Origin of the sequence: Rhizobium oryzihabitans (genome assembly GCF_010669145.1) — a bacterium.
Taxonomy (GTDB): Bacteria; Pseudomonadota; Alphaproteobacteria; order Rhizobiales; family Rhizobiaceae; genus Agrobacterium; species Agrobacterium oryzihabitans.
Genome location: NZ_CP048632.1, coordinates 1,698,676 through 1,723,382 on the forward strand (window position 1 = coordinate 1,698,676; position 24,707 = coordinate 1,723,382).

A 24,707-nucleotide genomic window follows, 5' to 3' on the forward strand; every position below is an offset into this window, starting at 1 on the left:
GCACTGGCCTTGAATCGGTCTCTCTGGCGAGAGGGTCAAGGCAGGGTCCGCCCCGGCTTACCAGCGTGGAGGTTTTTGGAACCCCACTCGCCGGTCGAAACCGGCGCGCCTGCACAGGATCAGCAGATCATCCTGCGCTATGCATAGTCACAACTGTTCGAGCAATGCAAGAGGGGCTTCGATGGTCGAAACCTTGCCGAACACGTCCACCGCCACCACAGCGCCGGTAGCAACGCGCTCGCCGTCAACGGTCCGATCCTTGCGCAGTTTCAGGATGGTGCCGCCGAAACTGGCGAAGGGGCCAAGCACGAAACGAACCTTATCGCCGCGCTTGAACTGTTCGCAGTGCTTCACGTCCGGCGCAGTCTCGTCATCGCCGAAAGCCTTGAAACGATTCATTTCCTCGTCTGATACACGATGAGGGTGAACCATCCCGCCAACGAAGCCCGCGACACCTTCCAGCCGGGCAATACCGCAGACTGCGGCGGGAGAATAGACGATGTTGACCAGCACATAACCCGGCAGAAGAGGACGCGAAACAGCAGGGATAATGCGACCGCGAACGACCGTTTCACCGATGGTTTCGAGCGGGAGAAAAACTTTCACGCCAGCTTTCCGAAGGGCGTCTTCAACAGCTTTTTCCGCCTTATGCTTCGTCTCCACCACGAACCATTCGTGTTTCCCCGGCTGATTCTCCGCCGCCATGGAAAGCATGGTGACATTGAGTCGCTTCGTGTTCTGCATCTGGTCGAACAGAGACGCGAAACGCGACAGGTCATAAAGCTCCGGGTTGACCGGCTTGCTGGCGGCATAAATCTTCACGTTATGCATCATTGGTGCGTCCCTCGCTGATGGTGGAAAGAAATTTGGAAAGCGCGGCATCAACTGCCGCTTCGAGATCGTCAGCCCCGTCATCGACCGGGGGAAGTAGACCCATTCGGGCGGATGCTCGATAAAGGGCCAGCCGTTGCGTTCATGCAGGTGCTTCCAAGCTGCGAACAGATCGGTGTCGCGGTGCACCTGCCGGAAGTCCTGCACCAACGGGAGAAGCGAGAGCGAAGTGTTGAAAGGCTCGCGGCGACGGGCGAGGTCGCGCATGGTGTTGACGAGTGGCCAGCCATTGTCACGGCGCTTTTCGAACATAAGCTGTTCGCGGGAAATCATGCCCTTGGCGATACGGGTTTCGTCAAAGCTGGTCACATACAGCAGGCCGGTCGGTTCTTTCGACAACGCCTCGAAGCGCGTTCCCATCCAGAGCTTGCCGCAGACCTTGGCAATGCCATGGGCGTTGATCGGCTCAGCAAGAACATGCTCCGGCAGGTCGCGCCAGTGACGGTTTTTGAGGTAGACCGCTGCGGCCATCAGGTCGGCAGGCTTGGCCCAACGAAGATAGGCGGGCGTCCGCTCCACGCACTCGGTCCGATCTTCCGGGGAAAGAGCGAACCACGCGTTGCGGGCATATTCGATATCGCCCTTTTTCCACGTCGCGAACCACAGCGTGAAAGCATGCTCTATCTTTTTTCGATCAACCTTTTTCAAAACTCCCTCTTCCGCGCCAGCGGCTGGAGAGTTTTCTGGAATGTTAGTTGGAAGATTCTTATCTTGGTGGAACTCCTCCACCACCTTCCGGTCGTCATTTCCACCACCTTCGGGAACGATTTCCACCGCCTTGGCGACGGAACGCGGTGGAACTGTTCCACCACCTTGGGAGGCGCATGCGTCGTCGGAACGTGGTGGAGGATTTCCACCACCTTCGCTGTCTTCGTTACTGGCTGCATTGCCGGAAAGGTCGCGTCCCGGCCACCGCGCAACATATTCGTTCCGCTTCCATTTCTGGCCGCGAAAACCGTGTTGCGTGACGACAATCCAACCGCTCTCTTCGGCGATTTCGAGGTGTTTCAGGACGGTTTTCTTGTCGAGGCCCGTCAGGTCCACCAGTTCCGAAATCGGCGGATAGCAGGAACCGCCGGTCGCATCCATTTTCAGGCCAAGCGTATGCAGCACGAGGCGCGTGATAGGCGGCAGGCCGGATTTACCGACCGCGTGACGCCAAGACCATGCGCGCGACATTGCGCCGTGATCCGGTTCCATCACTGTGCACCGCCTTTCCGCACCACGTCGCGCAGGAATGAACGCACAGCGTGGACGCCGAGAACGACCGTATGCGGCAATCCGCCGTCCGGCAGGCGCGTGGCGTTGATAGCTGCGAATTCCACATCCAGCGCGTCAACGCCGAGCGTAAAATGCGCTTCCTGCAAGACACGGCGGATTGTGGTGTGGTCGCGGTAAATGACGCCTTGCGGGGCGCGCAAAAGCCAGTCCGCGCGCGCCGCGTCCGTCTGGCAGTCCGCCAGAATTTCAACGATGGGCATAAGGTCGGTCATCGGCTGATTTCCCGCTCTACCTTGCGCGCCAGAGCGCGGTAGCTGTCCATCGCCTTGCAAAGATCACCATGCGCCCGGCGCTGGTCAGCAGCGGCCTTCTCGGCGCGCGCGGTCGCTTCCTCGCAGGCGAGGAACGCGCCTTCCACCAACTTTGTCTCTTTCAGGAACTCGTCATAAAGCGGGTTTGAGCCTGCCGGGCCGAAGAACTGGTCGCGGACTTGCGCCACCCAATCACGCGGCACGCCCAAATCCTTCGCCACGGCAGAATCCGTCCAGGGGATTTATAGGCGTCCTTGGCGTAAACCTCATCCAGCTTGTCGTTGATAATGCGCCGGTCTTCGCGGCTCATTTCACGGGGCTTGTCTGCAATCGTCGCTACCCTGTCCACCATGGCTTTTTGTCCTTTACGCTTGGCCGGGGCGGCGTGGATCGGGCAGAAATCCTTGCGCGGATTGCTGCCGACCACCCATCCCTTGTTCTGGAAATGTTGTGTTGCCGCGATTGGCGGCTTGCGATTGATCCCGGTTTGATGCGGGAAATAAGCGACAGCACCGCAGCAGGCGCATGTGATCTGCATGGCCTTTGTGGACTTGTCGCCGTAGGGGATGGAAACTTCTGGAAAGATGCGGTCGCTCACCGGGAACCCCCTCTTTTCCACGCTTCGAAGTCCTTCCGAAAATGAAGGAAGGCGGCTTGCGCGCGCGGGTCGTTGTCGATTTCTTTTTTGCTGGAAATGGCGAGGATGCTTTTCAACCGGGTGTCGGCCTGCGTCTTGTCGCGCACCGGTCCGCCCGCGCCCTTGATTTCAAGGAAACGCTGGAAGGTGCGGTCGGAAAGCAGCATTGCGGCCTGCGCCGCGTACTTTTTCCGCACGGCGGCGGCTTGCTGCGCCTCCAGCTGCTTTTTCAGGTTCCGAACGGCATCAGATGCCCGACCAATAAGGCCCAAAAGGAAGGCGAGGTTTTCCGCCGCCCCGCAAATCAGGTCGCGTTCATCCGGCAGGGCGTCGGCATGAAGCGTGCAGATAAGCGCCTCGTCACCCGTTGAGCGACGGGCGATCACGGCGATGTTGTTTCCGCGCGGCTCGAATGCCCAAACGTCGCCTTCAATGCGCGCCGAAAGGTAGCGCAGGCGATCAACGGCTTTTAGCTCGCGAGCGCGGGCAGGATCGACAAGCCCCGTCATCGCGTACCGCCTTGCCGCGCGCGAATACCCTCAAACGTGGCTAATCGCGCCCGCACGGCCTGCGCTTCAACCTCATTCCCGGCAGCAAGGGCAGCGGCAAGCCGCAGCTTGGCCGTATGAATGACCGGACCGAACCTGTCTGTTTCGATAGCCCCAAATTTGACGGCAAGGGCGCGTGTCGAAAGGGCGATATCGAAATGAACCCAACTGGCATTTCGATGTTTGCCAAACGAAAGAACAGGATGCCCCTGAATCCATTTGCGCTGCACGCCAATGCGGTCCGCCATGGCAAGCAGTTCATCATCCGCATCCGCCCACATATGGCACATGACCATGTTGCCAAACGGGGCGCGCATGTCGTCAACATAAACGCTCATGCTGCCTCGCTTTCCGCCGTTACGGCGGGTTGCTGAGGCTGGTAATCCTTCCAGTCCACGCGGCGAACGATGGTGGCGCTGCCATAATTTCCGGCCTCGTCACGCTCCCAAACGAACCACGCCGTATTCATGCGGCTGCTGGCCTTGTTTCCCTCCCATCCGTCGCGGTGCATCATCGGGAGGCGGCGCTTGAAGACGTAGACGCGTGCAGGCGGGCAATCGTCCATGACGAAATTGCGGTCATCGTCCGCGAACCCGCAAAGGAAATTCAGGTTGAGCAAAAGCGCCATCTTGCGGGGCCGGTAGACGCGCAGCGCATGGGCCACAAAGGCATTCAGCACGTCGCCGTAAGGTGGATTGGTGACGATATCGTATGAACCGACTTCTTGCGGCTGCGAGGTCAAAAAGTCCTGCACCGACTGCAATTCGCCGTTGCTGTCCGCCGTGCCGTAGTCGTTGATATCGGCCAGCACTACGCCGTAGTGAAACGCTTCCAGCATCCGCGAGATTGCACCGCGCCCGCAGGCGGGTTCAAGAACGCACGCGGTGAATTCCTCCAGAGCCAGCAGCGTAAACATCGCTTCCGGTGGCGTCTCGTAGAGGTTAGCCCCACGCTCTTCCTTTGTGGCGCTGGCCGTGCCGACCGCCGCGCGAAGATTGGCCTTCGTCGGTTCCAGCCCGGCAGCAAGACGCGCCTGAATGGCCCGTTCGACAATGCCGGGTTCGCGATGCTCCGCCGCTGCGAGCTTGCGGGCTTCGTGAATCTCTTTGTAAGACAGTCCGGCATCATCGACAGAAAAAACCTTTCCATCGGGAAGGTTTTTCGGCCTGCCTCGCGTGGCGGCTTCGCCCGCCGCCTGCGCTTCGTCCCATTTATCGGCAATGAGGATTTTCGCGCGGGCTTCGATCAATAGGGCGTCGGCCTGCATGCGCCGAGCCTTGGCAATCAGCTTTTCCGTTGCGCCGATCTGTTCCGCAAACTGTGCGGCAGTCTTGGCCTGATTATAGGCGACCGATGCGACGATGCGGGCATTGATGATGTCGCCATCGTCCAGAAGCGCCCGCGCCCGTTCCACCGTAGCAACCAGCCCCGACGCATCGGCAACCGGCACCACGGCACTTTCTGTTTCGCGTTCCGGCATGTCGCCCGGCTCCGCAATGCCTTCCAGCATGGTAAGCATTTCGCGGGCGCGGTCGGTCGGGTAGTAGGTCTTGCCGTCCTTCTTGTCCCGCGTCAGGTAACCGTTGCTAACGGACTTATTCGCGCTGATACCCTGCTGCTGCGATTCGACTGTCACTACACCATCGCGAACGGCGGTGGTGATGATCGCAAGAGCATTCGGGCCGGGCTTTGGAAGCTTGACTTGCTTGTAAGGGGCCATCAGTTCGACCCCTCGCCTGCACGATGGAACAGATCATCAAGCACCGTGTCCGACAGGACATCCTCAATCCGTGACAACGGATCGACATTCGCAACGTGGTTTTCGATGAGGGCGAGAAAGCGCGCTTCAACTTCGAGCCGCTGGCGGAGAGCGTGGAGTTCGTGAAACGCAACCCTGCCCAAGTTTTTCGCCGACAACACCTCAATGCGGGCCTTTTCCGGCTTCTCGGACGGGTGCGCGCGACGAATACCAGACCGAACCGACATCAGTTCCCGGCGCAGGAACGAGCGTGTTGGCTCCTTTCCGCTAGCAAGAATTTCTTCAAGAATAGAACGAAGCGCAGCAGGTTGCTTAGTGATCGCGTCACGCAAGTTTCGCGCCTCGAACAACTGTTTCCTTGAGAGGCCAAAATCACGAACGGTAAGCTCTTCGTTCCGGCCCTTGCCAGGACGCCCGCCCTTGGAGAGATCACCGCGAGTTTGCGCCGCGTCTACTTCATCGGCTAACTTGCGGTCCGCAAGAACCTCGATTTCCAAAGCGTCCGTCTGCGCTTTGCGGGCGATGAAAACGATATGAGCGTGGGCCTTATTCGCCGCTGCAACACGCGCCACCCGCCGGGCGGCATCAAAAACAAGACCAGCCTCCTGTTTCGCTACGAGGATAACAGCGGGGTTTGCAGCAGAGGCAAGACGAAAGGCGGCAGCTTTGATCATGGATGGCAGAGCTTCGGCGCTGGCGTTTATGGTGATGAGGTCGGCCATCAGTGCGCCCTCATCAAACGATCAAGGTACGCCTGCCCCAAGCCGGTAAGCTTCGCAGTCTCTCCATCGGCGGTAATGTGAAGATAGCCGCAGCTGCGGCATTCTTCGGCGACGATATGGTAAGCGAGGCCAAGGGCGGACAAATCCAACTTGCCGCCCTCGCATTTCACATGCCGCAAAAAGCCCCTTGCACGTTCGGACAAGGGGCGCTTCATCAGTTCGGTGATAGCCGGATCGGTCTGGCGCTTCATTCCGCACCCCCGACGACGCTAAGCCCGACCTTGTGACCGCCCTTGGCTTTCACACTGGCGAGCGCCTTGCGAAATGCGGCCAGACCGGCTTCCAGTTCCGCCGCATCACGGTCCATTTTGGTCGCTTCGGCTGGCGTCACAACCATGTCGGCGATAGCAACCGCGCCGCCGGAAATCAGATCGCCAGCCTTGCGGACCATTTCGGAATAGGTGACGACGACGCACTGTTCGGCGGCGCGCTCATTTTCCGGGTCGGCCAGCCGCCGCCCGTTAAGTTCCGCCATCGCAGAGGTGACGACCGGCACGCCGCATTCGCTTTCCAGCGCATAGACAGCGTGCAGCGGCATCAATTCCGGGTCGGTCGCATTGTTCATGCGCCCGATGTGGCTTTTCGAAATCGAGGAAATTTCCGCTGCACGCTCGATACCGCCCACGAGGCGGATAAGGTCACGTTGCGCGGCTTTGATACGGTGAAACCATGCGTTTGAAATCATGAGACAATACCTTTCCCGCGCCGGGAAAATCCCGGCGTTTTTCCCGTGGTGGGAATTGATTGGAGATGAGAGTTTCAGGGCGTCAGGAAGTTATGGAGGCCCACATGCAAAACGAGAGTTGCCCGCGCCGGGCGAGAAGAAGGAAAGCGCACCGGCGCGGGTCGCAGCAGGCCGGGAGGATTGGCCGCGCGAAAGGAGAAGGAGGCCGCTCATTCTGCGGCCTCCAAAGGAATCGCCACAAGCTCCGCAAGGCGTTCATAAGTTACGTCTGCGAAACCACGACGCTTGGCAGCATCAACCACGCGAACCCAATAACCGGGCGGAATTGATGCCCGGCGGCGCATAGCTTTTGCCGTCTCATAGTGCGCGCCGATTTCATCAGCGAACACCGAGAGCGAAGGCCAGAGATTTATAAGATCGGCGTGGGTCATGTGGCAGTGGTACAATATACACCACCTTGTCGTCAAGCTGGCGGAACATGATCTGCACCCCCACAAGGCGGTATGATTCACACCATGAGCAAATCAGCAGATCAGTTCCAGCGCGCCGAACGCGCCGAGCGGTTAAAGCAGGCGAGAATCAATTCTGGTTTTGGCGGCGTCAAAGCTGTCGCGAAGAAATTTGGCTGGTCTGTCAACACCTACAAGGCTCACGATTCCGGCCAGAACGGTTTCAGTCCGGCAGATGCCAAGAAGTATGCGCGCGCTTTTGGTGTATCACTACAGTGGCTATACTTCGGGACCGGAGCACCGGAAGACATTGACGTAGAACCGGTAAGTGTCACCGACGTTCCTCTTATATCTGCTGTTAGCGCCGGACAACTTGTGAGTAGCGATGGTGTCAGCGACCTTTCCGATTTCCCCACGGTTCCCGCGCTCGACTTGCCGGAAGGGCAATGGATAGCACTTCGTGTTGACGGCGATTCCATGAACAAGATTTCGCCGCCAGATTCTATAGTTTTCGCAAACCTGCGCGATAGACGCCTAGTTCATAACGCTTGCTACATCGTGACGGATGAAGAAGGAAATACAACATACAAACGATACCGTCAGAATGAAGAGCCACCGTTCCAGCCAGCTTCGTATCATGATGTTGCCCCACCTAAATTTAAAGGCACCATCACGGTTGTCGGCAGGGTTAAACGTTCAATTATTGAAATGTAAATTCACTTCGGGGGAAGCATGAAGCCTGAAAGCTTAACTACGCTAGTCAAGATGACCAACACCAGCGCGAATGCGGCGAGCATATTATGCGCATTGAGGAAATCGGGACACGCTAAGGAAGTTGAATATCCATCCACAACAGGTTCCGGCGAGATCAAGACTTTTACCTCCCTGACAGATGAGGGGCTAGCTTTCGGTATCAACCGCTCATCAGATCACCCCTTCAAAACGGAAGCACGATTTTATCCAGACAAGTTCCCTGCGCTGCTCGCGGTGGTGGCGACACAAATAAAAGCAGAAGCCGAAAAACTGCTAATAGCCTGAGACTCAGTAACCGAAATCAAAAGCCCGCCAATCGGCGGGTTTTTTTATGCCTGAAAACGGTAGACACGATACGCACCACCAAGTGGTACAATTTGCACCACATCATATTGACAGCATGGTGGTGCATAATATACCACTTCTCCATCCGAGCCGCTAAACCCCGCAGCGGCTTGGGCAGACTGCCGGGCGGCGCACCCTCGAAATGTCAACATGCCGCCCGGCTCCCTCAACGAAAGAAGGATGGAGCCTTATGCTTGCAATGTTCAAAAGCCTCGTCGGAGACAAGGCAAAGAAGTTTTCCGGCAAGACCGATTTTCTGGAAGCGGTTTGCGCCGCGTCCGCACTCGTCGCCACTGCTGACGGCGAGCTTGACGACAAGGAACTTCTGGCGGCTGTCGCCGCCGTGAAATCCAACGCCGCCCTTTCCGGCGCGTTCGATGCCCGAGCCATCGAAACCACGATGGACAAGATGTGCAGCCGCGCCGTGGGCCGCGTGGGCAAGGCCGGTCTCTTCAAGGAAATCGAAGACATCAAGGCCGACCACGATATGAGCGAAACCGTGCTTCTGGTCGCGCTCGACGTGGCAGACAGCGGCGGCATTTCTGACGACGAAAAAGCAGTGCTTGCCAAGATCGCATCCACGGTCGGGCTTGATCTGGCCAAGTATCTCTAACCATGGCGACCGCAAAGAATATCGCCTTGGCGACGGCGGCGGGCCTTCTCGTCACGATGCAGGCCCTCTTCTTTTCCTTCGCCATGGACCTCGTTTCCAGCGTCCTGCTGGTCGCAATCGGCTTCGTCGCAGGCCGCTTGTCCCGCTGAAAAGCCCTCCTGAGCATGAGGAAAAAGGCTCGCCCCACCCCAATCAGGAGATAACGGAATGCGCATCAATACCGCAAACGACACCGAACTGACGCAGGCGATGGCGGAAGCCATCCAACGCGTGGGCGAAGGCTGCACGAAAGCCGACCTTCGGGAATGGTTCACCGCCGATGAAATTCACCGCTGCGGCGATGCAGCCACTGCCCGGCTCCATGACATGCGCGTTCAGGACGCGCGTGCTGCGGCCTGATGCCGTTTGGCGATGGCCTTCGGGCCATCATCCGACAGCATCACCGGAGCGCCAAACATGGCAAACAAAGCAGCACAAAGGTTCAACGACATGTCTTCCTTCCTTCGGATGGTGCGACAGCCGATCTTGAACCAGCATACGGGATGGACCGAAGAAGCGGCCCAATCTTTGCGCGCGGCGCGAAACTACGTGAGCGAACTCACATCCGGCTCGGTGACACCAAGATATTCCCGCGAGTTTCGGAACCACGCGCGGCTCAAAATTCTGCATGCGAAAAACTGCCGATTCCGCGCGGCGCAGGTTGGCAGACGCCTGCCATGATCCAGATTTCACCCATGATTCCGACAGAGCGCCCGCAGCAGGCAACGCCGCCCTATGGCCGGTTCTTTCTGGCCTGCGTTTGCGCCGTCCTCATCCTCTCCATCATCGGCGGCGCGGCGCTTTGCGCCACCAGCCTCGCCGAGATCAAGCGCCACCACGACGCCAGCGGGCGCGCGTGACCTTCCTCCAAACTACAAGGAACCATCCGCATGAAGAAAATACGCGATGCCTCCACCATCATCGGCATGCTGGAAAACGGCCAGCTTAACCCCGCCTTTTCCGCCGAGATCGGCCAGACGCTGGAGAAGCTTTCGGACATGTCCGAAGCCAACCCCATGCAGACTTTCAAGGGTTCCGTGACCCTGAAACTCTCCCTGTCCGTCAAGGATGGCATGGTGACGATTGCCGCCGACATGGAATCCAAAACCCCCAAGCTACCGCGCAAGAACTCGGTCTTTTGGGTTGTCGAAGACGGCGCGCTTTCGACTGAGCATCCCCGCCAGCACGACATGTTTTCGCCGCGCGAAGTCTCCGCGAACTGATTTCCCCACTTTAGCAACCGCGTCCGGCCAGTGACCGGCGCACCAATAGAGGAACCGAAATGGACCAACTCACTCAAACCGCCGTCGCCGAGATCGCAAAGCTTGCGGCGCGGACCAACGCCGCGATTGTGCAGGTTCCGGCACCTGCCGACGCCAAGGGCATTCCCTCCAACGTCCCGGCGCTGCTGGACCCGACCAGCGGCAAGCTGTCGGATGTGTCGGCAGTCTTCGCGCCGTGGCGCACCCGTCCGGAGCGCAAGAATGGCACCGCCAATGTCGAAACGCTGGATTCCTTCGTCAAGCTGGTCGAGCGCCACAAGACGGACAACAGCGTCATCTTTGCGGTGACCGACTGGCGCAACCCTACCTTCACCGCCGTAATCGACTACCACGGCGACGACCCGGACAACGGCAAGCACCGCGTGCACTATGCGTTCCCGCTTTCCGAAGAATGGAAAGCTTGGCAGGGTATCCATGGCAAAGCGTTGACTCAAAACGAGTTCGCGGAATTCATCGAAGACCATATCGCCGAACTGGCCTCGCCGGACTCTGACGAGGTGAAAGACCTCGAATTGCTGTTCCGGGCGAAGATTGCCTATCCGAATGAGCTGGTAGTGCTTTCGCAGGGCTTGCAGATCAACGCGGAAACCCGCGTCAAGACGGCCCTGAAACTGCAAACGGGCGAAAGCCAGATCGTTTTCGAGGAAGACCACAAGAACGCCAACGGCGACCCGATCACCGTGCCGGGCGTCTTCGTCCTCAACATCGCGCCGTTCTTCCAGGGTGAAAGCATCCGCTTGCCAGTGCGCCTGCGCTACCGCCTCCGTGAAGGCACGCTTTCGTGGACCTGCATGCTTTACCGGCCCGACATCCATATCACCAAGGCCGTCAACTTCGCCCTGCACGAAACCGCCGCAGAACTTGCTCTGCCGAAGTTCGCGGGCAAGCCGGAAATGTTGGCCTGATTTCACCCGGAGCGCGGGCGGTCGCCGCCCGCGTCCATCCAGCCAGAGAGAACCCAACCATGTCCGACAATACAAAAATCGAGTGGACCGACGCCACTTGGAACCCGATCACGGGTTGCGCTGTAGTCTCTCCGGGCTGCACCAACTGTTATGCGATGAAGCTCGCCGGAACCCGGCTGAAAAATCACAGGAGCCGGGAAGGACTTACGGTTGAAACGAAGTCCGGCCCCGTGTGGAACGGCAAGGTGCGTCTTAATGCGGAGTGGATGGAACAGCCGTTGCGCTGGAGCCGTCCGCGCATGATCTTCGTTTGCGCCCACGGAGACCTTTTTGCCGAAGGCGTGCCGGACGAGTGGATTGACATGGTTTTCGCCGTCATGGCGAGCGCCCCGCAGCACACGTTTCAGGTCTTGACCAAGAGGCCAGAGCGGATGCGCGACTACTTGTTTGCGCGCCGACACCTGCCGTTTCCTAATATCTGGCTTGGCACCTCCGCCGAAGATCAGCCCCGGTATTCCGCGCGCTGGCCATTCATGGAAGATATCGCAGAGCGTGGCTGGATGGTTTGGGTCTCTGCCGAACCGCTGTTAGGCCCGCTTGATCTGCTCGCTACGCCGCTTCGGAAAGTCGGCCCCGATGGCAAAGCACACCTTGCACGCCCTCCTATGTGGGTCGTGGCAGGCGGAGAAAGCGGACCGGGCGCACGTCCGATGCACCCCGACTGGACACGCGCTTTGCGCGACCAGAGCCAAATCCATGGGATTCCGTTTCTGTTCAAGCAATGGGGCGCATGGAAGCCCGTCCCTTGGAAACTTGAGCGGACCGAAACCGAAACGGACGCGGAATATATCGAGCGGTCCGAAAAGGAATGCTCCACGCACGCGCTTTCCCGAACAGGATATTTGATCGAGCTTGATCACAAGCCATGGAGTTGGGCGCGCGTATTGCCGCAGCCGGACACCCACCATGCCGTTAAACTGGTAGGCAAGAAGGTGGCAGGCCGCGTGCTGGACGGCGTTGAACACAACGCATTCCCGGAGGGCCGAGCATGACGCCCGAACAGCTTTCCGTTCTCGCCGCCCTGCCGCAACTGGCGCTGTCGGTCCGACAGCCGTGGGTTTACTGCATTTTCGAACTCGGCAAGCCGGTTGAAAACCGGACGTGGGCGACGAAGTATCGCGGGCCGGTCTGCATCCATGCCGCCAAGGGCATGACCACGAATGAATGGTATGAGGGCCTTGATACCGCACGCGAAGCGGCGTTGACCGATATCAGCCTTGCGAAAAAAAAGTTTCCAGCCGGGAAGAATGACCTCCTGCGCGGCGGCATCGTCGGAACCGTCGATATCGTGGATTGCGTCACGCGCCACGAAAGCCCGTGGTTCTTCGGTCCCTACGGCTTTGTGCTGGCAAATCCCAAACCCTGCGAATTTATCCCGGTCAAAGGCGCACTTGGCTTCTTCGACTGGCGGAAGAATCTTGAGGCCACCCCATGACAGATATCACCAAAGCAGCGAAGAAGCTTATTGATTGCGTCGAATTCGACATGAACGGCGCAGGCGGCAAGGGTGGCAACGGTGGCTTGCTGTCCGATACCACCTTGCGCGCCGCCCACGATCTGCGCGTTATCATGAGCCGCGAGGCCGTCAGCGCGTGGAAGACGATGGACACCGCGCCCCGAAACGGAACTGTCATTCAGGCGTGGCACACCGTGCACAAATGCCCGATTTCCATTCTCTGGAATGAGCAAGGCCACGACTTTAACGGCGAGACGCTTCACTGGTTCGAGCGCTCATATACAACCGTGTGGCCGGAGCATGTATTTTCTCACTGGATGCCCCTGCCTAGCCAGCCCATGACGAAAGGCGGTGCAGCATGAGCGCCGTGACGCCCGAGGCTTCAAACGGCCTTCGCAGCCGCATCGTCGCGGTACTGCGCGAAGATCGCGACGTGCGGAACATCGGTGCCTTGGCCGACCAATTGGAGACCGCTATCCGTAGCGCCGAACCGGTGGCATGGCTGCGGCACGGCGAGGAAGCGCCCGTTCAAAATGTGCCGTTTGGCGCCATGTGGATTAGTGACAAAGATGATCCACGCTCCTTTCCGGTCTACGACTGCCCACAGCAGCCCGCGCCGTCCGTGGCCGTGAAGGCTTTGGAGTGGTCGCCATGGCCCGGAAATGACCAGACAAAGAACGGGCAAAGCGGCAGGCGCATCATGCGGCGCGCAGACGGAGCAGGCGTGGCTTACTCGCTTGAGCGGGTGGAGCCTCAAAGTGAGTGGTTCTATATCCCTCCGGGTCAGGTAGCGGGCGACTGGTATGTAATGAAATTCTGGAACGAAGTGGCTGGCCCCTTTAAGACGGACTTGGAAGCGCTGGAATGGTGCAGACAGGACCATGAAACGCGCATTCGCTCCGCCTTCTCCGCACAGGTGCAGGACGTGGCGATGGAAGACGTTCTTTTGGAGGTAAAGCGTCAGGTTGAGGTTGAAGGCTGGTCTTCGGATCATGACGACGCTCACGACAAAGGCGAGATGGCAGGTGCGGCAGCTTGTTACGCCCTTGAGGGGGTGGCCTACACGGCACCTGATCACTATCCGCCGCGAAAGAAATACGCGGCTGTCGTGGACGCAAGGAACTCCATTCCCGAAAAAGAACGAGAAACGACCCGCGAGGCAATCAAACTGGCACTTGGAGAACCTGCGGCACCACGAAACTGGCCTTGGCATGCGTCTTGGTGGAAGCCGACCACCACGCGGCGTAATCTTGTTAAAGCCGCCGCACTTCTCATTTCTGAGATCAAGCGTCTCGACCGCGCCGCAGCACCCGCAAATCAGGAGGGCGGCATATGAAAAAGCCAACCGCCGAGGACAAGGCAAACGTTCTGCGTTTCTGTTTCGTCGCCCTTACCGCTTTCAGTGAAAACGCTCTTGGCCCTACTCAAAAGCGATGGGCGCGAGAACGTGCGGAGAATTGCCTATGGGCGCTAAGGGTTGCCGAATTTAAGACTGACCGGGCGACTTACACGGCTCGCGAGCTTGAAGAAGCCATGATCACTATTGACCTAAAGGCCACCACGCCTTTGACGGAGGCCGGAAATGGCTGACCTCGCCCCAACCCCAAAGAAGAAAAACCGCCGTCCGACGCTTCGAATTCGCGACGTAAACGCTACGCTTGAAGCGCTCAAAAAGAACGGCATGACTCCGACCGCGTTGGACACATTGCCAGACGGTACATTTCGATGGCATTTTACGCCACCGGCACAGAACGACGAAGACGATCTGGACCGCGAACTTGCGGAGTTTGACAAGAAGCATGGTTACAGTTGAGCTAAAGGGCATCCACACCGTACGGGCCAAGGGCAATATCTACTATTACGCTTGGCGCGGTGGCCCAAGGCTCGACGGCCAGCCTGGAACGGCGGCATTCATGGCATCCTATAACGAAGCCATCGCCAGCCGCATGGAACCCGAAAGCGGACGCTTCCGCTCAATCATCACCCACTACAAGGCAACCGAGTTCAAGAAGCTCGCCGATTCCACGAAGCGCGTCTGGTCGCCGTGGATTGATCGCATTTCCGAATATTTTGGCAATTTGAGCATTGCGCAGTTCAATCGTGCGGACAAAATCCGCCCCCGCATTCGCCAATGGCGCGGGCAATATAGCGAGACCCCGCGCGCGGCAGACACAGGCATGCAGGTTCTTTCCCGCATCCTGTCCCATGGCGTAGACCCTATGGGAAAGCTGAGCGCCAATCCAGCCGAAGGCATCAAGCATCTTTATAGTTCCGACCGCTCCGAAATCATCTGGACTGACGCAGACATTGCGCAGGTCAAAGCCGAATGCTCTGACGAGGTGAAATGGGTTATTGACCTTGCCGCCCATACAGGCTTGCGCGTCAGCGATCTGCTGAAACTGTCATGGTCGCATGTCGGCCCCGATGCCATCATCATTTCGACCGGCAAGAGCAAGCACAAGCGCGAGGCGATCATACCGCGCTACGACGCATTGAATGAAATTCTTGATCGCATTCCAAAGCGCTCGCCCGTCATCCTCACCAGCTCCAAAAAGAAGCCGTGGAAGCCGAGCGGATTGAATACGATGTTCTGGCGCGCGAAAGAAAAGACGAACATGCTTGAGCGCGATTTGCACTTCCACGACCTGCGAGGGACCGCCGCTACAAAATTCTATATCGCGGGCCTGTCGGTCCGCGTGATCGCCGAAATTATGGCGTGGGAGGAAGAGACGGTTGAGAAAATTATTCGCCGTTACGTGGGCCGAAATTCCGCCACGAAAGAAATGATCCGGCAGTTAAACGAGGCCAGAACGCGAACATAACTTGTAAAACTGGCTGTAAAACTGGCCTGTTTTTCGGGGGCAAAAAACGGCGGAAAGCCCTGAGAAATAAGGTGGAGCGGGTGAAGGGAATCGAACCCTCGTATTCAGCTTGGGAAGCTTCGAGAACAGCGAGGAAAATCAATGCGACGTGTCATTTCGTTTACCTCGTGTCAGGTAACGAGAGACACGCGTTTCAATGAAAATTCGGGAAAACAAATGAAGAAAATGACGATCGGCAGCGTGGTGATCTTAGGTCTTTTGTCGTCGGCACCGGCCCATTCTGGCCAAGGCGTTGCATGTGCATCGCTGGTAGTAATCGACGGCGACACCATCAAATGCGACGGCCAGAACATGCGACTGCTGGGCGGCGGGGTGCCGTTCAAGTCTGGCGTGGATGCGCCCGAAATGGGAAGCCGTGCCAAATGCGAGTTTGAACGGGATCTGGCGCTGAAGGCAAAGGCCAGGCTGAAAGAACTGCTGCTGGACGGCGTACCTCGTATCGAGGACAGCGGCGCGAGGGACCGGACGCAAAGCCGCCGACCGCTCGTCAACATCTATCTTCCTGATGGCCGGGAAGCTGGGCAGGTTCTTATGTCGGAAGGACTGGCGCGAGAATGGCGCCCAAAGCACCGCATTGATTGGTGCAATTGATCTGCACATACCTTAAGGGGGGTGCAGACTTCGGCGCGAACGCGCCAGAGTTCAATCCGCTCAATTGTGCGGCTTGATCTCAAAAGGGCAAATTTGCCCGATTGGGAACTTGTGGACAATCGTCCCGAAGTTCAAACCCAGAATTTCTGGGACTGATCAAAGTGCCCAATCGGGCACATTGAACTTCCGGCCAATCGGCAGGAAGTTGAGAACCCGCTGGTAGTACGAGGCTGCCGACGGGTTTTCTCTATCAGCTTCCCGGTGAGGCCTTCTCACGCTCCATGCGGTCTACCCGCTGGCGAAGGTCTAGGATCACATCGCGCGCGCCATACACACTTGTCTGAGCCTGCTTCAGTTCATCAAGCTGGCGCTGTTGGTCCGCATCGGTGTTCGCTTGGCTGGTCCATACTCGTTCAAGCTCGGCGCGGGGGACTTGGGCCTCCCTCACCTCTTTGACGGACGCCTCCATTCGGGCCCGGTCTTCTGAACCGCGCGCGGTCCGCCACTCCATTTCCTTCTGCGTCACCATCTTGTCGACAACAGCCGTGATCGCTGATTGTGCCGTTTCCGCGTTCTTCGCGACGATGAGATCAAGCCGATCCTGCCCCTTGCTCAGGCTGTTGTAGAAGAAGGCGCCGCCGGTCGCGAGAACGGTAAAGCAGACGCCGGCCGCAGCCCAGATAACTGGCCACTGCGTCTTGCTCGAATTCCGAAGCTCATTCGACAGTTGCGAAATACTGGTGTTTATCGTCTGAAACCCGGTGTTCATGTTCGACCGGAGATCGACAATGTCCTTGCCCTGGTTCTCAACCCGCTCGGATAATCGAGCATATTGGGCCATTGGATCGAAGCCGTTGCTGCTCATCTCTTGGTTTCCTGCCATTATCCCAGCCTGCATGCGAGTAAAAGAAAGCCCCGGCCACAGGTCGATGGGGATGATTTCAGAGCGTGATAATTGAGCCGCCGACGATGGCGCCATTATTTGCGCTTGCGATGGTCGCCGGCAGCGTGGAACCGGTGGCGTTCACAGCGTCCCATTCCTCAACAAGCCCACTGGTCACGTCTGCCTCAGAACTACCAAGACCAGCCCGAGCAAAGCGACTGGCAACTTCAGAAGGTGTCAGGGCGCGATTGTACAGCCTTGCCAGAGAAACGCGCTGGCGCGACATCTGGACCGGTGCGCCCGCATTGTAGGCAGCGCCAAGGATCATGCGATGACCCGCTTGCCCGTCGATGTTCGGTTGACCGTTGATGGCGACCATATCAAGGGCGCGCTGGCGCACCAGCTGTCCGTTGCGATATAGCATCCACCCGCCCGATCCGTCGTGTGTGGCGAGCCAATGGATCAAATTGCCATAGTCTGGAATGAGACCTGTTCGGAACGGGTTCAGGATGTTTGTTGACGACGTTGCGAAGTCCATGCGGTCAGAACAGCCAACGGCCATGATAGGGCCGCTCCAGTTCCCGGCAAGGCCAACCCAACCTATAGCGCCCATGAATAGCGACTGCTGAAGCGCGGATACCGACGTGCTTGCCCCGCGCCACATCATGACGCTGGCGTTGGCGCGGGTGGTCGGCTCGATACCGCCCATCCACTCCATCGACATGGCGCCGTCGATTACCAGGCTGTTGTCAGTGCCGCAGTTGATCCATGACGTTGTGCCGCGCGCAGAAAGCAAAACGGCTTTCTTGCCGGATTTCTTTACCGCAGGGGCCGCGATTGGCGTTTCGGCATGGTCACGGAAAGCAATGACGACATAGGTTGCTGTGTTGACGTTCAGCGCGGAACCGGCGGTGAGCTGGAGGCCATCCGCGTCGAATGAGATACCGGACGCCACAATTCCGGCCGCCGCAGACATTTGCTTCGCGCCACTGGCTGACATGGTGTCTGTTTTGATCCATGCAGCCTGAAGCGTGCCACTCAGTTTTGCGACGATGACGGCTTTCGGCTGGAACCCGAGACTGACAGCGCGGTTTGCACCGGAACCTGTGTAAGCGGCCGTGGCGAAGTTCGCGCCGCTCTCAAAGCCGATGAAGTCAATCCCCTCGCCCAGCTCCTGCGCCGCGTCATATTCGTTGACATAGCCTGAAGCCGATACCGTGCACTGGCCTGTCGTCAGATTGGTGATTGCCCCCGATTCCGTCAGCGCCGTTCCACCGAGTAGTGCGGTGGTAGAAGACCCGACCTGAAGAACCCCATCGCGCGTGCTGTCCCGCTTGGCGATCACGGCAGCGAGGTTAATCATGCTGTCATCGAACTTGATCGCCCGGCTGGCAATGGCGTTGCCCTGCGATCCTGCAAGGGCCATCTTCAGCGCGGCAGAGCGCGATATGGCGAGGTGGTGATAGGTGATGTCCTGATCGTTCCACTTGGGCGATTGCGAGACGGTAAAGCCGTCCTTCGTGAGTGTGGCACCATCTGCATAGCTGTTCGATGCGCCCAGCACGTTTGTCCGTCCGGCCCAGAGGTCATGCAGTTTGATGCCAACCATCTTCGGAGCATCGGGAATGCAAATGACGACTTCCGGTTTCCAGCCGATGGAGACGCTGCGCCGCGAGCCGTTGCCAACCGAAGTTCCTGTCTTGATGCTCATGCTGCGAACTCCAGTTCGACTGTCCCGGTTGATTGCGTCTGCTTCCGAAGACTGATCTTGTCGAAGCAGCCAGTAACGCCGGCCGACGCGGAACCCGCGATGGTGATGCTCGTTGCTGCGGCGACAAACGAGGTGACAATCGGAAGCAACTGCCCTGCCGACACGTTGGCCGATCCATAAATCTGACCGGTGGAAGAACCGGCCGTGTCTGTCGTCAGGCGGCACGAAATAGAATTCGCGCTCGGCTCCAGCATTGTGGCGCGGAAAACATAGGTTTCGCCAATCTCAAGGCCGGACACGGTTTGCGTTGCGCGACCGCCGCCCGAGCCGCCGAACAATTCCATCTTTCCATCGCGCCATGTGATGGTTGCCCCGGTAAGTTGCGGTGCCCAGCCGGAAACGTCAGTGTTGAAATTACCGTTGGTGACAAGTTCCGGCCCAAGAGCGGAGGTCATGTCGACATAGACGCCGTTGATGATGGGGAGATCGACGGATGCTTTCTCGCCTGTCGCAAGCGCGCCCTGATACGGCATGATGCCAGCGCCCGCGAAAGGGCTGTCGTAAATAGAGACCAGCGGCGGAGAACCTGACGCGACCTTGACCGAAAGAAGACGACCGGGAGAGATGATCGCAACGCCGGAATTGGTGATGGGCACGGTAAAGCGCTCAGCGGCGCGACCGGGCTTACCAGCCCCAACAAGAGCAAGACCGTTTCCAAGCCACATCATTGTGCAATTCTCCGGTTATAGTCGTCTGCCCATGCCTGGCAGTCTCTGGCCAATTGGTCGCGGTTGTCGGCGGCGACGTTCCAGCGGAAGGAATGAACCACCCACGGCTCGTCGCGGAGTTTCACACGCTCCATAAGTGCGGTGCAGGCGGCGGGAAGAACGAGAACCGGCTGACGAGCGGCATTTTCGCCCTTGACGACGGATGCGGCCTTGAGGCGCTCCTTGTCGGTCTGGCATCCGGTCAGCGCGATTGCGGCGATCAGGATTAGCGCTCGGATAGCCATTTCTTGTCGCTTTCATTAGGGCGGGAAAGGGTGGCGTCCTTGGCGGCTTCTTCGGCCAGCCGGTCGACCTCTGCCTCTGCGGCCTGTCTCGCCTTGGTAGCTTCGTCAGCGCGTTTTGTGGCGGCGGCTAGAGATTGGTCGGCCGCCTCACGCAAAGAGCGCTCCCGGTCAAGCTGAGCTTGAAGCGCGTCACGTTCCGATTGCTGCACGTATCCTGCCAGCGCCTGCCGCCGCACAGCGGGATTGTCGATCGTCACGTTGTAGAGGTGAGCGACGGCCAGCATCGCCAGCGCGCCGACGGTCATGTAAATGTAGGTCAGGACGCTCATGGCTCCACCTTTACCGTCGTGTCGGTATCGCCCTGTTCAACGGCCTGCTGGGCAATATCGGCCTTGACCTGGGTGTTCTTCTCCCAGACAGCCCCGAAGACATAGGAGCCAATGATGCCACCGATTAGCAGGATCAGGTTCATGGCCACAGTATCGCTGAGCGCAATTGGCCGCCCCCAGATAGCCAGGTACGTCACAAGGCCGCCGGACCAGATCAGGGCAATGATGATGATGCGTCGACGCACAGCCCATTCAGCGGACGCCTTATGATCCATGAAGAACTTCATCACATCCGCGCCTTTACATCGCGCCGCATCTTGTCGCCGCAAGCCTTGGCGCCGACCAGCGAAGCGTCGAAAGGCAGCCGGGTTATGTCCCACTTCCCTCTTTGAACGATGCCTAAGTTCGGCTGAACTTCGGCGTGGGTCAGGACGGTCTTGTCAGTGACAGGGATTTTGTAGAACGAGGCAAGGTGTGCGACCACCTCCATGCCCCGCGCCCACTGCGCCTCCGTCAACGGGAACTTGCCTGGGTTGAACGGGCTTTCGATAGCGCCCGCCATCGAGGCGAAGGAAACGCCGATCGAGCCCGTGTTGCAGCCGCGAGTGTGGGCAGCATAGTTGTCATCGGCGGTGTTGACGTTGTCGGCAATCGTGTGATCACCACGAACGACATTGCCGGTTCCCTCGATGATGAAGTGATAATGCTCCTTGTCGAGATCGGACGCCCGATACGCGCCGGCAGACCAGTGCACAATAATGCGCGCCATCTTAACCGGCTGGAGCCATTCCAGCGGAAGCTTGTAAGTCATAGCGATGTCCTTGATTTTTGGATTAGGCCGTAACGGCCTCACGCCACATGGCGTCAACTTGCGCTTCGGTCAGGCCGAGCGCGGCTGCAATGAGCAAAAGCGTCGGGTGATTGCGGCTGAATGTGCTGGCGTCGGCCCATTCGATCTGGGCTTCTTCCTTTGCGAGACCATCCGGCATGGCGGCGATTGCAGTTTCGACGGATGCAAGCGCGATACCATTTCGAACGAGCGTGAGACGAAGCTGCCGCCGTGTGATTGGCATTGTCAGCGCGTCGGTATTCGCGCTACCACCTTCCTCCGGCGGTATGGGCGTGACGATCCCGAAGCCTCCGGCAATTGTCACAGCCTTTCCGTCGTCAATGGCGGCCAGCGCTTCACTGTACTGAGCTTCAGTAATTTCAATGGCACCCTCAACGGGGTCGGTGCAGATGCCGCCTTCGAATGCATAGGGCATTATTTGATCCTCATATAATAATCGACACCGATGTTTCGGGATCTGGTTTCCGTGTCGCCGTTGGCGTTGATGGTGATGCCCGTCGTTGCAACGGATGTCGCATCGTTGAAGAATTTCTGGTTGGATATGCCCTGATTATCTATGCGAGGAATGCTGGCGACGCCTGAGGCGCCATCTCCAATAAGGGTATGCTTATGCCCACCGTCGTTGTAGGTGTGCGCGTGAGACCCGAAGGCGCTGTCCTGCAATGTGCCGGGCGATCCCGCGCGGAGGAAGCGACGTTCAGTATTGATGAGCCTGACTGGCTGGCCGTTCATCACTGATCCGGCGAGATTGATTGTCGCATAAGCCGATACTGTTGGCTGAGAACCGGAAACGACCTCCGAAGTCAGAACGCCTTCGTTGTAAGCCCCGGTCCCGGTCTGCCCAGCAGTCAGAAGGATATAGCGGTACGCCTTGTTTTTGGGCGGCTCTGGTATTTGCGTAATGCCGTGGCGCAGAGCGATGAGGGCTCCAATCGGTTGCAGTGCAAAAGGGTCGGAGATTGAAACGTCAATTTCTGCCTTTGTATAGTAATTCGAAGGGTCAATAATTTCCGCAAAATCAGCCGCTTCGTCTCGGTATTGAAGCGCCAAATCCTTCGCTTCTTTTGCTTCTTGTGCATTTTCGGCGGCGTTCTGCACATCCGCGAGATTGTCTTTCACGGCCTGGACGGCAGGCGCAACGCCGGCGACTGTGACGACTTCATCTCTGATGCCCGAGACGGTAACGACTGCTGCACGGATATCCGACACATGCACGACTTCATCGTCGATCGCAGCCACTTGCACGACCTGCGGCGCGATTGCGGCCACAGTGTCAAGCGCGTCGGCACTAGCCGATAACCGAAGGACATCCGCAAGAAGGGCATCCAACTCTTCTGGATCAGCAGAAGGCGGTATCTTCACTGACCGGTCGATCTGCTCTTGAAGCTGCTGGTCGCGCATTGCCGCCAGATCGAACGCAGCTTCGACCACGTCAGGGAAATAGGCACCCTGATTTTCAAGCGCCGTCTCCTGTTTGAAAGGAACCTTGCGAAGAATTTTGACAACCTCGCCCACGGCAGGCGGAACGAGGATGGTGATGCTTCCGGTCTGCCCACCCACGCCAGCGACGGTGTAGTGAACGCCCAGCGTGAGGACGGTTTCCGCACCGGACACCAAACGCTTGATGACCTGGACATGGGTTTCATCGACGATCCTAAACTCGTACGGGAAAACGGTCGTCACGCCGTTTCCCTGGTACGGTCCCGCCGAGTTTGTTTCGCTCGAAACAGTCATGCTTCACCCCATAAAAAAACGCCCCCGGAGGAGCGTTGGTGAATTGTGAATGGCGGGCATGTCATTTCGACTTGCCCATGATGTATTCCAAGGGCGAGACATCTTCGCCTTCGGCCTGCCGCCACGTCGCATCGACGAAGCGATTTATTTGGGTGGACGGCATATGCAGGAACAACCCGCCCGCATCGACGAGGGATCGAATGAACGCCTTGTCCACGTCTCCTTGCGATGCCTGGAAAAGCGGTCTGGCAATCGTGTCCATGATCGAGCCATAGGCACCGCCGCCACTGAAGCCCTGCACGGCGCTCGCGGCGTCGCGGATAAAGGGCAGCGTTCCCGCCGCACTGAGAGCGGTTTGCTTGGCGAGGAATTCCGCCCAGCCGTCTTCCTCATCATCGTCGTCGCCCCATGGCAGCTGGCCCCGGACCAGCGCCGCAAGGACAGCTTCGACCGTGAACAGCATGACCATGTCGGAGGTCCATGACAAAACTTGCCGAGGATCTCGGAATTCAGTCTGCCGTGTCTTTTCGTAAGCGACGTTGAACTTCGCGAACATGTACGAACCGAGTGCCGTGAAAAGCCTCACGACGTCGTTCTGCCGAACGCTGCGCGACAGGGAGCCGCGTTCGATCGGGGTCCGGTCCGAGAAGTTGCCCGAGGCCGCAGCGCGCGCCACGATGCGGTCAGCGTGCGCAATGGCGTCGGCTTCTCCCTTGCCCTCATCAAGCGCCTGTCTGTAACCGGCAAGCCACGTTGGCATGTCCACCGTGTAAAACTGCGCCTTCTGCATCAGCCAGAAGCCCCACGGCGCGAGATAATCGCTTGTGAACTGCGACACCCGGTTTTGCGACGGACCCGCTCTCACCTCTCCAAGGATGTCATAAACATCTTTGTTGAAGGTGGTTTCGCGCTCACGCATGAAAGGCGACTTATCGATGATGATGCTGGCTGCGCTTCCCGGCCCGCTCAGAGGCCGGCGGAAGACATCCTGCATACCCAGCAGCATATTCTTCTTACCGACCACGACAAACGACTGTGCGATGCCTGTAGGCTGCAACAGGACCGTTGTAAGGTTGAAGGCCAGCTTCGACACCGTGAAGCCAGACTTAAGCTTGCGAGCCCACCGGTTCATGAAGTCAGCGCCACGGACCTCCCCGCTTGCCACGTCCTGCAACCATACTTCGAGCGCATCGAAGTCCGATTTCATTCCGCGATCGAGGAAGGCGCTTTTCACTTCATTGTTCTGCAGGATGCGCCACGCGTTTGCGACGACTTCCGACAGTGCCAGGTCGTGCATCACCTGATTGACGTGGCCATGAAGGACGCCGATATCGATGAGCACCGGGCGACCCGAGGAGTTCGAACGTTCCTTTGTGTGTCCGTTCTTCGTCTGGGCCTTACCAAAGCGACCGCCGGTCATTGAGGCCGCAAGGTCATGAAGATCATCATCGCGAGCGAGAGACGAAATCTCGGCATCATATTTCAGCGGATAATAGCCGCCTTTGAATGTGCCGAACTTGGTCTGCACTTCACGAGCAGCTATCTTTTCAGGCGCGACGCCAGTAACGCGCTTTTCGCGAGCTTCGATTTCAGGCCAGTAGCCGTCAATCAAATCCCAAGCCGACTGGACGAACTTCCAGTCACGAGCATCGAGGCGGGAAAGAGCCATGTCGATCTGACCTGGCGTGAAGTGGCCCTTCACCCGCAGGTCGGTCAGACGCTGGAAGTTGCCTTCGTTGCCGACATTCAGCGCCAGCGAAATCAGATCCCACTTCGAGAACTGTCCATTCAATTCCGGAATGGATTGCAGCCGCGTCATCGAACGGCGCTCTTCCTTCGAGTAGACGGAATACAGATTTTCGAAATCCTCGCCCGCTTGGCGTCGCTTCACGGTCAGTTCGTTGACGGCCTCGTCGATGGGTGCCTTGATATGGCGATATGCGGCACCATCCTTGAAGCCGTCGATTTCACGCAAGAT

38 protein-coding genes are annotated in these 24,707 nt (G+C 58.4%); 17 read left to right on the top strand and 21 right to left on the bottom strand.

Annotated elements, in window-relative coordinates; genetic code table 11:
* Positions 1-147 precede the first annotated feature (147 nt).
* From G3A56_RS08885 to G3A56_RS08930, 11 genes are all read right to left on the bottom strand, one after another.
* Positions 148-2,091: a transcription termination/antitermination NusG family protein gene (locus G3A56_RS08885; RefSeq protein WP_246231303.1), complete on the bottom strand. Its 1,944-nt coding sequence runs from the start codon at positions 2,089-2,091 to the stop codon at positions 148-150.
* A complete protein-coding gene (locus tag G3A56_RS08890; RefSeq protein ID WP_010970900.1) occupies positions 2,091-2,384 on the bottom strand; it encodes a hypothetical protein in 294 nt (97 codons plus the stop codon). The genes G3A56_RS08885 and G3A56_RS08890 overlap by 1 nt, the downstream gene beginning before the upstream one ends.
* Positions 2,381-2,626 (bottom strand): hypothetical protein, encoded by a 246-nt coding sequence (locus G3A56_RS28860; protein ID WP_246230942.1) that lies wholly within the window; start codon positions 2,624-2,626, stop codon positions 2,381-2,383. The genes G3A56_RS08890 and G3A56_RS28860 overlap by 4 nt, the downstream gene beginning before the upstream one ends.
* Positions 2,545-3,021, bottom strand: coding sequence for a hypothetical protein (locus G3A56_RS28865; RefSeq protein WP_246230945.1), 477 nt, complete (start codon positions 3,019-3,021; stop codon positions 2,545-2,547). The genes G3A56_RS28860 and G3A56_RS28865 overlap by 82 nt, the downstream gene beginning before the upstream one ends.
* Positions 3,018-3,569 (bottom strand): hypothetical protein, encoded by a 552-nt coding sequence (locus G3A56_RS08900; RefSeq protein WP_164056272.1) that lies wholly within the window; start codon positions 3,567-3,569, stop codon positions 3,018-3,020. Before G3A56_RS08900 ends, G3A56_RS28865 begins: the two co-directional genes overlap by 4 nt.
* On the bottom strand, positions 3,566-3,946 hold the full coding sequence (locus G3A56_RS08905) for a DUF4031 domain-containing protein (protein ID WP_164056273.1): 381 nt from the start codon (positions 3,944-3,946) through the stop codon (positions 3,566-3,568). Before G3A56_RS08905 ends, G3A56_RS08900 begins: the two co-directional genes overlap by 4 nt.
* A complete protein-coding gene (locus G3A56_RS08910) occupies positions 3,943-5,328 on the bottom strand; it encodes a class I SAM-dependent methyltransferase (RefSeq protein ID WP_164056274.1) in 1,386 nt (461 codons plus the stop codon). Before G3A56_RS08910 ends, G3A56_RS08905 begins: the two co-directional genes overlap by 4 nt.
* Positions 5,328-6,089, bottom strand: a complete 762-nt coding sequence (locus G3A56_RS08915; protein ID WP_164056275.1) for a hypothetical protein — start codon at positions 6,087-6,089, stop codon at positions 5,328-5,330. Before G3A56_RS08915 ends, G3A56_RS08910 begins: the two co-directional genes overlap by 1 nt.
* Positions 6,089-6,340: a hypothetical protein gene (locus G3A56_RS08920; protein WP_125270263.1), complete on the bottom strand. Its 252-nt coding sequence runs from the start codon at positions 6,338-6,340 to the stop codon at positions 6,089-6,091. The genes G3A56_RS08915 and G3A56_RS08920 overlap by 1 nt, the downstream gene beginning before the upstream one ends.
* Positions 6,337-6,834, bottom strand: a complete 498-nt coding sequence (locus tag G3A56_RS08925; RefSeq protein ID WP_078053412.1) for a hypothetical protein — start codon at positions 6,832-6,834, stop codon at positions 6,337-6,339. Before G3A56_RS08925 ends, G3A56_RS08920 begins: the two co-directional genes overlap by 4 nt.
* Positions 6,835-7,043: 209 nt before the next feature.
* A complete protein-coding gene (locus tag G3A56_RS08930; protein ID WP_164056276.1) occupies positions 7,044-7,265 on the bottom strand; it encodes a hypothetical protein in 222 nt (73 codons plus the stop codon).
* 84 nt (positions 7,266-7,349) lie between these two features.
* On the opposite strand from G3A56_RS08930, the gene G3A56_RS08935 reads away from it, so the two are divergent.
* The 17 genes from G3A56_RS08935 to G3A56_RS09015 all read left to right on the top strand — a co-directional run bounded on the left by G3A56_RS08935 (position 7,350) and on the right by G3A56_RS09015 (position 16,210).
* The gene (locus G3A56_RS08935) at positions 7,350-7,997 is read left to right on the top strand and encodes a S24 family peptidase (RefSeq protein WP_164056277.1); all 648 of its coding nucleotides are present in this window, start codon (positions 7,350-7,352) and stop codon (positions 7,995-7,997) included.
* Positions 7,998-8,015: 18 nt separating this feature from the next.
* Complete coding sequence (locus tag G3A56_RS08940; RefSeq protein ID WP_164056278.1) at positions 8,016-8,321, top strand: hypothetical protein; 306 nt, start codon at positions 8,016-8,018, stop codon at positions 8,319-8,321.
* 250 nt (positions 8,322-8,571) lie between these two features.
* Positions 8,572-8,994 (top strand): tellurite resistance TerB family protein, encoded by a 423-nt coding sequence (locus G3A56_RS08945; RefSeq protein WP_112967344.1) that lies wholly within the window; start codon positions 8,572-8,574, stop codon positions 8,992-8,994.
* Positions 8,995-8,996: 2 nt separating this feature from the next.
* Positions 8,997-9,143: a hypothetical protein gene (locus G3A56_RS08950; RefSeq protein WP_155276033.1), complete on the top strand. Its 147-nt coding sequence runs from the start codon at positions 8,997-8,999 to the stop codon at positions 9,141-9,143.
* A 58-nt stretch (positions 9,144-9,201) separates the two neighbouring features.
* Positions 9,202-9,393 carry a hypothetical protein gene (locus G3A56_RS08955; protein ID WP_164056279.1) on the top strand — a complete coding sequence of 64 codons (192 nt, stop codon included), beginning with the start codon at positions 9,202-9,204 and terminating at the stop codon, positions 9,391-9,393.
* Between the two features lie 57 nt (positions 9,394-9,450).
* Entirely contained in the window at positions 9,451-9,714 is a 264-nt protein-coding gene (locus G3A56_RS08960; RefSeq protein ID WP_164056280.1) for a hypothetical protein, read from the top strand.
* The gene (locus G3A56_RS08965; RefSeq protein WP_164056281.1) at positions 9,711-9,893 is read left to right on the top strand and encodes a hypothetical protein; all 183 of its coding nucleotides are present in this window, start codon (positions 9,711-9,713) and stop codon (positions 9,891-9,893) included. Before G3A56_RS08960 ends, G3A56_RS08965 begins: the two co-directional genes overlap by 4 nt.
* Positions 9,894-9,923: 30 nt before the next feature.
* Positions 9,924-10,256: a hypothetical protein gene (locus tag G3A56_RS08970; protein ID WP_164056282.1), complete on the top strand. Its 333-nt coding sequence runs from the start codon at positions 9,924-9,926 to the stop codon at positions 10,254-10,256.
* Between the two features lie 59 nt (positions 10,257-10,315).
* Positions 10,316-11,221, top strand: coding sequence for a YfdQ family protein (locus tag G3A56_RS08975; protein WP_164056283.1), 906 nt, complete (start codon positions 10,316-10,318; stop codon positions 11,219-11,221).
* Positions 11,222-11,280: 59 nt separating this feature from the next.
* Positions 11,281-12,273 carry a phage Gp37/Gp68 family protein gene (locus G3A56_RS08980; protein WP_164056284.1) on the top strand — a complete coding sequence of 331 codons (993 nt, stop codon included), beginning with the start codon at positions 11,281-11,283 and terminating at the stop codon, positions 12,271-12,273.
* Positions 12,270-12,716 carry an ASCH domain-containing protein gene (locus G3A56_RS08985; RefSeq protein WP_164056285.1) on the top strand — a complete coding sequence of 149 codons (447 nt, stop codon included), beginning with the start codon at positions 12,270-12,272 and terminating at the stop codon, positions 12,714-12,716. The genes G3A56_RS08980 and G3A56_RS08985 overlap by 4 nt, the downstream gene beginning before the upstream one ends.
* Entirely contained in the window at positions 12,713-13,099 is a 387-nt protein-coding gene (locus G3A56_RS08990) for a hypothetical protein (protein ID WP_164056286.1), read from the top strand. Before G3A56_RS08985 ends, G3A56_RS08990 begins: the two co-directional genes overlap by 4 nt.
* Positions 13,096-14,073, top strand: a complete 978-nt coding sequence (locus G3A56_RS28560) for a hypothetical protein (protein WP_210255060.1) — start codon at positions 13,096-13,098, stop codon at positions 14,071-14,073. The genes G3A56_RS08990 and G3A56_RS28560 overlap by 4 nt, the downstream gene beginning before the upstream one ends.
* On the top strand, positions 14,070-14,327 hold the full coding sequence (locus G3A56_RS09000; protein WP_164056287.1) for a hypothetical protein: 258 nt from the start codon (positions 14,070-14,072) through the stop codon (positions 14,325-14,327). Before G3A56_RS28560 ends, G3A56_RS09000 begins: the two co-directional genes overlap by 4 nt.
* Positions 14,320-14,550 (top strand): hypothetical protein, encoded by a 231-nt coding sequence (locus G3A56_RS09005; RefSeq protein WP_142840991.1) that lies wholly within the window; start codon positions 14,320-14,322, stop codon positions 14,548-14,550. The genes G3A56_RS09000 and G3A56_RS09005 overlap by 8 nt, the downstream gene beginning before the upstream one ends.
* Entirely contained in the window at positions 14,537-15,559 is a 1,023-nt protein-coding gene (locus G3A56_RS09010; RefSeq protein WP_164056288.1) for a tyrosine-type recombinase/integrase, read from the top strand. The genes G3A56_RS09005 and G3A56_RS09010 overlap by 14 nt, the downstream gene beginning before the upstream one ends.
* A gap of 216 nt (positions 15,560-15,775) precedes the next feature.
* The gene (locus G3A56_RS09015; protein ID WP_425503343.1) at positions 15,776-16,210 is read left to right on the top strand and encodes a thermonuclease family protein; all 435 of its coding nucleotides are present in this window, start codon (positions 15,776-15,778) and stop codon (positions 16,208-16,210) included.
* Positions 16,211-16,460: 250 nt separating this feature from the next.
* On the opposite strand, the gene G3A56_RS09020 is transcribed toward G3A56_RS09015, so the two are convergent.
* The 10 genes from G3A56_RS09020 to G3A56_RS09065 all read right to left on the bottom strand — a co-directional run bounded on the left by G3A56_RS09020 (position 16,461) and on the right by G3A56_RS09065 (position 24,704).
* Positions 16,461-17,075, bottom strand: coding sequence for a hypothetical protein (locus tag G3A56_RS09020; RefSeq protein ID WP_164056289.1), 615 nt, complete (start codon positions 17,073-17,075; stop codon positions 16,461-16,463).
* A 76-nt stretch (positions 17,076-17,151) separates the two neighbouring features.
* Entirely contained in the window at positions 17,152-18,804 is a 1,653-nt protein-coding gene (locus G3A56_RS09025; protein WP_164056290.1) for a LamG domain-containing protein, read from the bottom strand.
* Entirely contained in the window at positions 18,801-19,532 is a 732-nt protein-coding gene (locus G3A56_RS09030; RefSeq protein ID WP_164056291.1) for a hypothetical protein, read from the bottom strand. The genes G3A56_RS09025 and G3A56_RS09030 overlap by 4 nt, the downstream gene beginning before the upstream one ends.
* Positions 19,529-19,816, bottom strand: coding sequence for a hypothetical protein (locus G3A56_RS09035; protein WP_164056292.1), 288 nt, complete (start codon positions 19,814-19,816; stop codon positions 19,529-19,531). The genes G3A56_RS09030 and G3A56_RS09035 overlap by 4 nt, the downstream gene beginning before the upstream one ends.
* Positions 19,798-20,145, bottom strand: coding sequence for a hypothetical protein (locus G3A56_RS09040; RefSeq protein ID WP_164056293.1), 348 nt, complete (start codon positions 20,143-20,145; stop codon positions 19,798-19,800). Before G3A56_RS09040 ends, G3A56_RS09035 begins: the two co-directional genes overlap by 19 nt.
* The gene (locus G3A56_RS09045; RefSeq protein WP_112494122.1) at positions 20,142-20,432 is read right to left on the bottom strand and encodes a hypothetical protein; all 291 of its coding nucleotides are present in this window, start codon (positions 20,430-20,432) and stop codon (positions 20,142-20,144) included. Before G3A56_RS09045 ends, G3A56_RS09040 begins: the two co-directional genes overlap by 4 nt.
* A complete protein-coding gene (locus G3A56_RS09050) occupies positions 20,432-20,956 on the bottom strand; it encodes a peptidoglycan recognition protein family protein (protein WP_164056294.1) in 525 nt (174 codons plus the stop codon). The genes G3A56_RS09045 and G3A56_RS09050 overlap by 1 nt, the downstream gene beginning before the upstream one ends.
* A 22-nt stretch (positions 20,957-20,978) precedes the next feature.
* Complete coding sequence (locus G3A56_RS09055) at positions 20,979-21,410, bottom strand: hypothetical protein (protein ID WP_164056295.1); 432 nt, start codon at positions 21,408-21,410, stop codon at positions 20,979-20,981.
* Positions 21,410-22,678, bottom strand: coding sequence for a hypothetical protein (locus tag G3A56_RS09060; RefSeq protein WP_164056296.1), 1,269 nt, complete (start codon positions 22,676-22,678; stop codon positions 21,410-21,412). Before G3A56_RS09060 ends, G3A56_RS09055 begins: the two co-directional genes overlap by 1 nt.
* Before the next feature lie 112 nt (positions 22,679-22,790).
* Positions 22,791-24,704 (bottom strand): hypothetical protein, encoded by a 1,914-nt coding sequence (locus G3A56_RS09065; RefSeq protein ID WP_164056297.1) that lies wholly within the window; start codon positions 24,702-24,704, stop codon positions 22,791-22,793.
* Positions 24,705-24,707: the final 3 nt, after the last annotated feature.

Coding starts and splice junctions, on each gene's coding strand:
- G3A56_RS08885 (WP_246231303.1), bottom strand. CDS start 2,091: ATGGAACCGGATCACGGCGCAATGTCGCGCGCATGGTCTTGGCGTCAC.
- G3A56_RS08890 (WP_010970900.1), bottom strand. CDS start 2,384: ATGACCGACCTTATGCCCATCGTTGAAATTCTGGCGGACTGCCAGACG.
- G3A56_RS08900 (WP_164056272.1), bottom strand. CDS start 3,569: ATGACGGGGCTTGTCGATCCTGCCCGCGCTCGCGAGCTAAAAGCCGTT.
- G3A56_RS08905 (WP_164056273.1), bottom strand. CDS start 3,946: ATGAGCGTTTATGTTGACGACATGCGCGCCCCGTTTGGCAACATGGTC.
- G3A56_RS08910 (WP_164056274.1), bottom strand. CDS start 5,328: ATGGCCCCTTACAAGCAAGTCAAGCTTCCAAAGCCCGGCCCGAATGCT.
- G3A56_RS08915 (WP_164056275.1), bottom strand. CDS start 6,089: ATGGCCGACCTCATCACCATAAACGCCAGCGCCGAAGCTCTGCCATCC.
- G3A56_RS08920 (WP_125270263.1), bottom strand. CDS start 6,340: ATGAAGCGCCAGACCGATCCGGCTATCACCGAACTGATGAAGCGCCCC.
- G3A56_RS08925 (WP_078053412.1), bottom strand. CDS start 6,834: ATGATTTCAAACGCATGGTTTCACCGTATCAAAGCCGCGCAACGTGAC.
- G3A56_RS08930 (WP_164056276.1), bottom strand. CDS start 7,265: ATGACCCACGCCGATCTTATAAATCTCTGGCCTTCGCTCTCGGTGTTC.
- G3A56_RS08935 (WP_164056277.1), top strand. CDS start 7,350: ATGAGCAAATCAGCAGATCAGTTCCAGCGCGCCGAACGCGCCGAGCGG.
- G3A56_RS08940 (WP_164056278.1), top strand. CDS start 8,016: ATGAAGCCTGAAAGCTTAACTACGCTAGTCAAGATGACCAACACCAGC.
- G3A56_RS08945 (WP_112967344.1), top strand. CDS start 8,572: ATGCTTGCAATGTTCAAAAGCCTCGTCGGAGACAAGGCAAAGAAGTTT.
- G3A56_RS08950 (WP_155276033.1), top strand. CDS start 8,997: ATGGCGACCGCAAAGAATATCGCCTTGGCGACGGCGGCGGGCCTTCTC.
- G3A56_RS08955 (WP_164056279.1), top strand. CDS start 9,202: ATGCGCATCAATACCGCAAACGACACCGAACTGACGCAGGCGATGGCG.
- G3A56_RS08960 (WP_164056280.1), top strand. CDS start 9,451: ATGGCAAACAAAGCAGCACAAAGGTTCAACGACATGTCTTCCTTCCTT.
- G3A56_RS08965 (WP_164056281.1), top strand. CDS start 9,711: ATGATCCAGATTTCACCCATGATTCCGACAGAGCGCCCGCAGCAGGCA.
- G3A56_RS08970 (WP_164056282.1), top strand. CDS start 9,924: ATGAAGAAAATACGCGATGCCTCCACCATCATCGGCATGCTGGAAAAC.
- G3A56_RS08975 (WP_164056283.1), top strand. CDS start 10,316: ATGGACCAACTCACTCAAACCGCCGTCGCCGAGATCGCAAAGCTTGCG.
- G3A56_RS08980 (WP_164056284.1), top strand. CDS start 11,281: ATGTCCGACAATACAAAAATCGAGTGGACCGACGCCACTTGGAACCCG.
- G3A56_RS08985 (WP_164056285.1), top strand. CDS start 12,270: ATGACGCCCGAACAGCTTTCCGTTCTCGCCGCCCTGCCGCAACTGGCG.
- G3A56_RS08990 (WP_164056286.1), top strand. CDS start 12,713: ATGACAGATATCACCAAAGCAGCGAAGAAGCTTATTGATTGCGTCGAA.
- G3A56_RS28560 (WP_210255060.1), top strand. CDS start 13,096: ATGAGCGCCGTGACGCCCGAGGCTTCAAACGGCCTTCGCAGCCGCATC.
- G3A56_RS09000 (WP_164056287.1), top strand. CDS start 14,070: ATGAAAAAGCCAACCGCCGAGGACAAGGCAAACGTTCTGCGTTTCTGT.
- G3A56_RS09005 (WP_142840991.1), top strand. CDS start 14,320: ATGGCTGACCTCGCCCCAACCCCAAAGAAGAAAAACCGCCGTCCGACG.
- G3A56_RS09010 (WP_164056288.1), top strand. CDS start 14,537: ATGGTTACAGTTGAGCTAAAGGGCATCCACACCGTACGGGCCAAGGGC.
- G3A56_RS09015 (WP_425503343.1), top strand. CDS start 15,776: ATGAAGAAAATGACGATCGGCAGCGTGGTGATCTTAGGTCTTTTGTCG.
- G3A56_RS09020 (WP_164056289.1), bottom strand. CDS start 17,075: ATGAGCAGCAACGGCTTCGATCCAATGGCCCAATATGCTCGATTATCC.
- G3A56_RS09025 (WP_164056290.1), bottom strand. CDS start 18,804: ATGAGCATCAAGACAGGAACTTCGGTTGGCAACGGCTCGCGGCGCAGC.
- G3A56_RS09030 (WP_164056291.1), bottom strand. CDS start 19,532: ATGATGTGGCTTGGAAACGGTCTTGCTCTTGTTGGGGCTGGTAAGCCC.
- G3A56_RS09035 (WP_164056292.1), bottom strand. CDS start 19,816: ATGGCTATCCGAGCGCTAATCCTGATCGCCGCAATCGCGCTGACCGGA.
- G3A56_RS09040 (WP_164056293.1), bottom strand. CDS start 20,145: ATGAGCGTCCTGACCTACATTTACATGACCGTCGGCGCGCTGGCGATG.
- G3A56_RS09045 (WP_112494122.1), bottom strand. CDS start 20,432: ATGAAGTTCTTCATGGATCATAAGGCGTCCGCTGAATGGGCTGTGCGT.
- G3A56_RS09050 (WP_164056294.1), bottom strand. CDS start 20,956: ATGACTTACAAGCTTCCGCTGGAATGGCTCCAGCCGGTTAAGATGGCG.
- G3A56_RS09055 (WP_164056295.1), bottom strand. CDS start 21,410: ATGCCCTATGCATTCGAAGGCGGCATCTGCACCGACCCCGTTGAGGGT.